Source organism: Nocardioides sp. (assembly GCF_031397825.1).
GTDB lineage: Bacteria > Actinomycetota > Actinomycetes > Propionibacteriales > Nocardioidaceae > Nocardioides.
The window spans coordinates 1-7,401 of sequence record NZ_JANNML010000239.1 but is presented as its reverse complement, the minus strand read 5'-3'; the positions used below and the strand labels follow the sequence as shown (position 1 = coordinate 7,401).

Annotated in this window: 6 protein-coding genes and 1 tRNA gene; 4 read left to right on the top strand and 3 right to left on the bottom strand. The window is 70.5% G+C overall.

Features of this window, described 5'->3' with window-relative positions; translation table 11 throughout:
• Nucleotides 1–137: 137 nt before the first annotated feature.
• Nucleotides 138–210: transfer RNA gene (locus tag RMN98_RS20215), tRNA-Thr, on the top strand.
• Nucleotides 211–240: 30 nt separating this feature from the next.
• Complete coding sequence (locus tag RMN98_RS20210) at nt 241–990, top strand: sulfotransferase (RefSeq protein ID WP_309650621.1); 750 nt, start codon at nt 241–243, stop codon at nt 988–990.
• Here RMN98_RS20210 and RMN98_RS20205 read toward each other — a convergent pair.
• Both RMN98_RS20205 and pdxY read right to left on the bottom strand, forming a co-directional pair.
• Nucleotides 967–2,454 (bottom strand): PAS domain-containing protein, encoded by a 1,488-nt coding sequence (locus tag RMN98_RS20205; protein WP_309650620.1) that lies wholly within the window; start codon nt 2,452–2,454, stop codon nt 967–969. The genes RMN98_RS20210 and RMN98_RS20205 overlap by 24 nt on opposite strands.
• 116 nt (nt 2,455–2,570) lie before the next feature.
• Nucleotides 2,571–3,422 carry a pyridoxal kinase PdxY gene (pdxY, locus tag RMN98_RS20200; RefSeq protein ID WP_309650619.1) on the bottom strand — a complete coding sequence of 284 codons (852 nt, stop codon included), beginning with the start codon at nt 3,420–3,422 and terminating at the stop codon, nt 2,571–2,573.
• A 96-nt stretch (nt 3,423–3,518) separates the two neighbouring features.
• Between pdxY and RMN98_RS20195 the strand changes: the two genes are divergently transcribed.
• Entirely contained in the window at nt 3,519–5,147 is a 1,629-nt protein-coding gene (locus RMN98_RS20195; RefSeq protein ID WP_309650618.1) for a GMC family oxidoreductase N-terminal domain-containing protein, read from the top strand.
• A 5-nt stretch (nt 5,148–5,152) separates the two neighbouring features.
• Nucleotides 5,153–6,712 (top strand): succinic semialdehyde dehydrogenase, encoded by a 1,560-nt coding sequence (locus RMN98_RS20190; protein WP_309650617.1) that lies wholly within the window; start codon nt 5,153–5,155, stop codon nt 6,710–6,712.
• A gap of 92 nt (nt 6,713–6,804) precedes the next feature.
• Here the strand turns inward: RMN98_RS20190 and RMN98_RS20185 are convergent.
• The coding region (locus RMN98_RS20185) for a class III extradiol ring-cleavage dioxygenase (protein ID WP_309650616.1) at nt 6,805–7,401 on the bottom strand (597 nt) is incomplete at its 5' end.

Sequence of the window (7,401 nt, the reverse complement as noted above, 5' to 3'; positions counted from 1 at the left end):
GGGGCGGGCCCCCGGGGCCCCGGGGGGGGGGGGGGGGCCGGTTGGTGGTGGGGGCCCCCCCCGCCCCCCCGCGCGCCCCCCCCCCCCCACGACCCGGAAGGCGCCGACTACCATGTGGCCGCGCACATCAAGCGTATGCCGCGTTAGCTCAGATGGCAGAGCGTCGCTCTTGTAAAGCGAATGTCGAGAGTTCGATTCTCTCACGCGGCTCTGTCGGTGGCGGGCCCCTAGGATCTGGTCGTGACCACCACGACGCCGTTGTTCGTGATCGGTGTCGGCCGCTCGGGCACGACGACCCTGGCCTCCCTGCTGAGCTCCCACCCACGCGTCGTGGTGGGGCAGGAGCGCTACAAGGCCCTGTGGGGCAAGCGCATCGGTGAGCTCACGCCCGAGTGCTTCACCAGGGAGCGGTTCTTCGACTTCAGCGACGGGCTGACCAACATCGTGCCGGACGCGGAGGAGCGCTGGCGGGTCCACTACGACCGCATGGACGCGCAGTTCGACGAGGCCAGCCACGTCGGCGACAAGCTCACCGTGGCGCGGCTCCAGGTGCTCTGGGAGCAGCATCCGACGGCCCACTTCGTGTGCATCGTGCGCGACGTCGCCGAGGTGGCGGCGTCGTGGGACCGGCGCGCGACGACGGTGACCGACCGTGGCTGGCCCGAGAGCCTCGACGCACGCAGGGCGGTGGAGTTCTGGAACCAGCACAACGCCCGGATCCGCCGCGCCGCGCGGCTCCGGCCCGAGCAGGTGGCGGTCGTGGAGCATGCCTCCTTCTTCGGTGACCCCGGGGCCAGCGCGCTGCGTCGGGTCCTGACCGGGCTGGATCTCGAGACCACGCCGGAGGTGGAGACGGCGTTCGCCGCCGCACACGCGAGGTACGCCGACGTGGTGGCTCAGGAGCGGAGCCTCAGTCCCGAGGCGCAGGGCTTCCTGGAGCAGCACGCCGACCTCCAGCTGTGGCGGTCACTGCGTCGGCTGGCCCGCTGACTCCTCGTCCTGGTCCGCGGGCAGCGTGATCGTGAAGCACGCGCCGGTCGGCTCGACCGGGCGGTAGCCCACGGTGCCGCCGTTGGCCTCCACCAGCTGGCGCACGAGGTAGAGCCCGAAGCCGGTGCTGCCCGTCGAGCGCGCGGACTGGTTCTCCCCGCGGGCGAACCGGGTGTAGAGGCGGGGGAGGAGCTCCTCGGGGACCCCGGCACCGGCATCGCTCACCGCGAGCTCGACGCCCCCGTCGACCAGGCGGGCGGACAGCTCCAGCGGCGGTTCGCCGTAGCGCTTGGCGTTGACCGCCAGGTTGACGAGCGACTGGCGCAGGTGGAACGCGTCGGCCCGCACCATCAGGCCGGTCGCGGAGCTCGGCACCACCATCAGCGACGTGGCATCCACCTCGCCGAGCTCGGCGCAGATGTCGGCGAAGAGGTCGTCGACCCCGACCGGCTGGCGGTCGACCGTCAGCTGCCCGGAGTCCAGCGTGGCCATCGAGAGCACGTCGTCGAGCAGCCGGCGGATCCTCCGCGCGGCCGAGTGGACGCGGTCGAGGCGCGTCTCGATCACCTCCGGCTCCATCTCGGCGACATGGCCTCGCAGGTGCTCGAGGTAGCCGAGCGTCACGGCGAGGGGTTGGCGCACGTCGTGCCCCAGCATCCCCATCGTGTCCGACAGCAGGCGGTTGGCCTGGGTCAGCTGGTCGTTGAGCCGGGCCAGCTCGACATTGGCCAGGTGGGTGGTCGTCTCGTCGAGGATCGTGCCGCGCAGGCGCAGGGGTGTGCCGTCGGGCGCTCGCTCGACCCGCCGGCGGCTCAGCACATGGCGGATCTCTCCGTCGGCGCGCACGACGCGGTAGCGCAGCTCCAGGTCCCGAGGGTCGTCGACCGCCCGCTCGAGCGAGTCGCTCAGCATCTCCCGGTCATCGGGGTGGACCAGGTCCAGGCCGCTCTGGACCGTCGGCTGAACGCCCGTCGGGTCGAGGCCGGCGAGGCGGAAGAGCTGGGGCGACCACTGCGCGAACGGCTCTCCGGGGACCCAGCTCCACGAGGCGAGACCACCGATCCGCTGGGCCTCGTCGAGGTCTCGCTCGGCCTCGACCTTCGCGGTGACGTCGGCGACCAGGACGAAGAAGCCCTGCACCTCCCCGTCGACGATCTCCGGCACGTAGGACGCCTGGCTGTGGCGGGTGCGCCCCAGCGGGTCGACGAGCGTGCGGTCGAAGTCCTGCCGCTCGCCGGCGAGTGCGCGGGTGACGTAGGGCCGGTTGAGCCGGTAGACGTCCTCGCCGAGGAGCTCGCGAAGGGTCATCCCCTCGATCTCCTCCGGCGTGCGTCCGAACCACTCGACGTAGGCCTGGTTGGCCAGGACGTTGCGCTCGTCGCGGTCCCAGAAAGCCACCAGGGCAGGCAGGTGGTCCACGAGCAGGCGGAGGTAGCGGGCCTGCTCCGACGAGGCCGTCCTCATGGGCGGCCCGCCGGACGTGGATGCATCCACCCAGCCTACGAAGCGGGGATGCGATCGGGCATCGGGCCGAAGGTCCCGAGCTGCGTAGTACCTCGGGGCCAGGGGTGCCGCTCCGCTCAGCGCAGGCGCCGTGCCTCGAAGCGCGTCGTCGGGTGCGCGATCGCCTCCTGGCTGGCGATCAGCTGGATCTCGCGGGTGCCTGCGGCGAGCGTGTTCTCCAAGATCGCGAAGATCGACGCGGTGGTGCGCTCCAGGGCCCGCTGCGGTGAACCGGTGCTGTGCAGGTGCGCGAGGTAGAGCGCGGCCGTCACGTCGCCGCAGCCGTTGGGGGTGATCGGCAGCAGCGGCGTGGTGACGGCCCAGGCTCCGTCGTCGGAGACCGCCACGACGTCGAGGGTGTCGGCGGGGGAGTCGGTGTGCAGCACGCTCGTCACGAGCACGTCCCGGGGTCCACGCTCGCGTACGACGTCGACGGCGGCCAGCACCTCGTGGAGTGTCGTGCTCGTGGTGCCCGCGAGGAAGTCGAGCTCGAAGTGGTTGGGCGTGATGACGTCGGCGGCGGGCACGACGGTGTCGCGCATGAACTCCGGGATCCCGGGCCGCACGAACATCCCGCGACCTACGTCGCCCATGACGGGGTCGCAGCAGTAGACCGCGGCGGGGTTGGCCGCCTTGACCGTGGCGACGGCGTCGAGGATGACGGCACCGACGGCGGGGTCGCCCTGGTAGCCGGACAGCACGGCGTCCGCCTTGCCCAGCACCCCACGGTCACCGATGCCGGCGATCACGTCGGCCACGTCGCCGGGAGCCAGCAGCGGACCGCGCCACTCGCCGTACCCGGTGTGGTTGGAGAAGTGGACGGTGTTGACCGGCCACACCTCGTGACCCAGGCGCTGGAGAGGGAAGACGGCGGCGGAGTTGCCGACGTGTCCGTAGGCCACCGAGGACTGGATCGAGAGGATCTTCACGCTCGTGATCCTCCTCGGGAAGGCCTGTACGGAGCAAACTAGAACGCGTTACAGTTGCGGCCGGCATCACCACGACCACTGCGAGGGACGAGACACATGGCCAAGAAGGCGCCGCACAAGAACGAGGCCGACTACATCGTGGTCGGGTCCGGCAGCTCGGGAGCCGCCATCGCCGGTCGTCTCGCTCAGTCGGGCGCGAGCGTGATCGTGCTCGAGGCCGGCAAGAGCGACGAGCAGTTCCTGGTCAAGAAGCCCGGCATGATCGGTCCGATGCACGCGGTGCCCGAGATCAAGAAGCGGGTCGACTGGGGCTACTACTCCACCCCGCAGAAGCACCTCCTGGACCGCAAGATGCCGGTGCCGCGCGGCAAGGTCGTCGGTGGGTCCAGCTCGATCAACGGCATGGTCTACGTCCGCGGCAACCGTGCCAACTTCGACTCCTGGGCAGCCGAGGGCAACACCGGCTGGGACGCCGACACCGTCAACGACGCCTACCGCCGGATGGAGGACTTCGAGGACGGGGCCGACGACTACCGCGGCGCCGGGGGCCCGATCCGGGTCACCCGCAACAAGGCGCCCCAGGAGGGCACCCTCCAGTTCATCCAGGCCACCTCCGACGCGCTCGGGGTCAAGGTCCTCGACGACTACAACGGCGAGTCCCAGGAGGGCGTCAGCCGGATGCAGCAGAACGCCGCGGACGGCCTGCGCTACAGCGCCTCACGCGGCTACATCCACAACCTCGACGTCCCGACCCTGCAGCTGCAGTCGGAGGTGCTGGTCACCAAGGTCGTCATCGAGTCCGGTCGCGCGACCGGGGTCGAGGTGACCGACAAGGACGGCAGCCGCCGCACCATCCGTGCCGGCAAGGAGGTGATCCTCTCGGCCGGCTTCGTCGGCTCCGCGCAGATCCTGATGCTCTCCGGCATCGGTCACGCCCAGCACCTCAAGGACCACGGCATCCAGGTCGTCGCCGACCTGCCCGTCGGTGACAACCTGCACGACCACATGTTCCACGCGCTGACCTTCCACGCGACGTCCTCCACGATGCGTGGCAACGCGATGTACTTCGCCAAGGGCATCGCCAAGGAGGTCCTGCGCCCCGGGACCACCTTCCTGGCCAACTCGGTCTTCGAGTCGGTGGCCTTCGTGCGGACCTCGCAGGCGACCGACGTGCCGGACCTCCAGCTGCACCTGCTGCCGTGGTCCTACGTCTCGCCCAACCAGGACGAGCCGATCCGCCACGACGTCGACCCGCGCACCTCGTTGACCGTGCTCACGACGCTGATCTACCCCAAGAGTCGCGGGACGCTGCGCCTCGCGTCGTCCGACCCGACGACCGCGCCGCTGATCGACTTCCAGTACCTCGCCGACAACGCCGACCTCGAGGTCCTCGGCGAGGGCTCGGAGATGGTCCGCGAGATCATGGGCGGCGCCGCCTTCGGTGGCGCGGTCAAGGAGGAGATCCACCCCGGTGCCGAGCTGAAGGGTTCCGCGCTGCGCCAGGCGATCCTCAACCGGGCCACGTCGGTCTACCACGGCGTCGGCACCTGCCGGATGGGCGTCGACGAGCTCGCCGTCGTCTCGCCCGACCTGAAGGTCCGCGGCATCGAGGGCCTGCGCGTCTGCGACGCCTCGGTCATGCCGTCCATCACCGGCGGCAACACCAACGCCCCGGCGATCATGATCGGCGAGCGCGGGGCCGACCTCGTGCTCGGGAAGGGCTGAGCCCCATGACCGTGCAGCGCCCCGCGTCGGTGACCGACGCCTTCCTCGAGACCCTGGTCGCCCGGGTCCCCTCGACCAGTGGTGGCACCTGGAAGCTCACCGAGGTCTACACCGGCGAGGTGCTGGTCGAGCTCCCGCAGTCGACGCCGGCGGACATCGAGCGGGCCTTCGTCACCGCCCGCGCCGCCCAGCGCGAGTGGGCCCAGTGGCCGCTGAAGAAGCGGCTCGGGGTCTTCAAGAAGGCCCACGCGCTCTTCCTCGACAATGCCCAGAGGACCGCCGACCTGATCCAGGTCGAGTCCGGCAAGAACCGGCGGATGGCGATCGAGGAGAGCTGTGACCCGCCGATGGTCATGAGCCACTACATCAAGCGGGCGCCGTCGCTGCTCGCGCCGACCAAGCGCGGCGGGCCGGTCCCCTTCCTCACGACGTCGACGGAGATCCGCCAGCCCAAGGGGGTCGTCGGCGTCATCGCGCCGTGGAACTTCCCCTTCGCCACCGGGATGTCCGACGCGATCACCGCCCTGATCGCCGGCAACGGCATCGTGCTCAAGCCCGACAACAAGACGGCGCTGTCACCCCTTTTCGGCATCCAGATGCTCGAGCAGGCCGGGCTGCCCCAGGGCCTCTTCCAGGTGGTGTGCGGCGAGGGGCCCGACGTCGGCCCCACCCTGATCGACAACGCCAACTACGTCATGTTCACCGGCTCGACCGCGACCGGTCGGGTGATCGGCGAGCGGGCGGGTCGCAACCTGATCGGCGCCTGCCTCGAGCTCGGCGGCAAGAACCCGATGATCGTGCTCGACGACGCCAACATCGACGAGGCCGTGCAGGGCGCGGTCTTCGGCGTGTTCGGCAACACCGGTCAGATCTGCATGCACATCGAGCGGATCTACCTGCCCGAGTCGCGCTACGAGGAGTTCAGGGCGAAGTTCGTCCGGGCTGCTGAGGGGCTGCGGGTCGGGGCGTCGTACGACTTCGGCCCGGAGATGGGCTCGCTCGTCTCGCCCGACCACAAGGAGCGCGTGCAGGCCCACGTCGAGGACGCGGTCGCCAAGGGCGCCACCGTCGTCACGGGTGGCAGGGCGCGGCCCGACCTCGGCCCGGCGTTCTTCGAGCCGACCATCCTCGAGGGCGTCACCAAGGACATGCTGGCGGGCGCGACCGAGACCTTCGGGCCGGTCGTCGGTCTCTACCGCTATCGCACCGTCGACGAGGCGATCGCGCTGGCCAACGACACCGACTACGGCCTCAACGCCTCCGTCTGGGGCGCCGACCTCGACCGCGCCTGCGCCATCGCCGAGCGGATCCAGTCGGGCAACGTCAACGTCAACGACATCCTGGCCACGGCGTTCGCCTCCAAGGGCACCCCCTCCGGCGGCGTCAAGCAGTCAGGAGTCGGCGCGCGGCACGGTGACCAGGGGCTGCTGAAGTACACCGACGTGCAGAACCTCGCGGTCCTCAAGAAGCAGGTCATGGGCGCGCAGCCGGGGCAGGACTACGACGCCTACGTGAAGTCGATGCTGTCGGGGCTCAAGATGATGCGGCGGACCGGCATCCGCTGAGGGGTGGTTCTCGGGCGATGTCGCGCCCCGGGATCGCCTGTGGGTCACCGCTCTGCGTCGCTCGCCGTCACCGACCGTCACTCCGCGCTTGTTCAGGCGACCTGGAGGCTCCGCTTCGACAGCCCCAGCCAGAACCCGTCGATCCGCTGGAGCCCAGGCTCGTCCGGGGTGGTCGCCGCACCGAGGGTGACGAAGAGCGGCGTGTAGTGCTCGACCGTCGGGTGGGCGTAGGGCATTCCCGGTGCGAGCTCGCGGTAGTCGGCCAGCGCGTCGACGTCGCCGCGGGCGAGGGCCTCCCCGGCCCAGGCGTCGAAGTCCCTCGACCAGCCGGGCGCCGGGGCGTCGAGCCGGAAGTCGGTGAGGAAGGGCAGACCGTGGGTGAGGAAGCCGCTGCCGATGATCAGCACGCCCTCGTCGCGCAGAGGGCGCAGGCGCTCACCGATCGCCAGCAACCGCGCCGGGTCCTGGGTCGGCAGCGACATCTGCAGGACGGGGACGTCGCCGTCGGGATACATGATCTTCAGCGGCACCCAGGCGCCGTGGTCGAGGCCACGGGAGGAGTGCTGGTGGACCGGCTCGGTGGCCGGCATCATCGCGGTGATGCGCTTGGCCAGCGCCGTGGCGTCGGGCGTCGCGTAGGTCATCTCGTCGTACTTCGGGTCGAACCCGCTGAAGTCGTAGACCAGGGG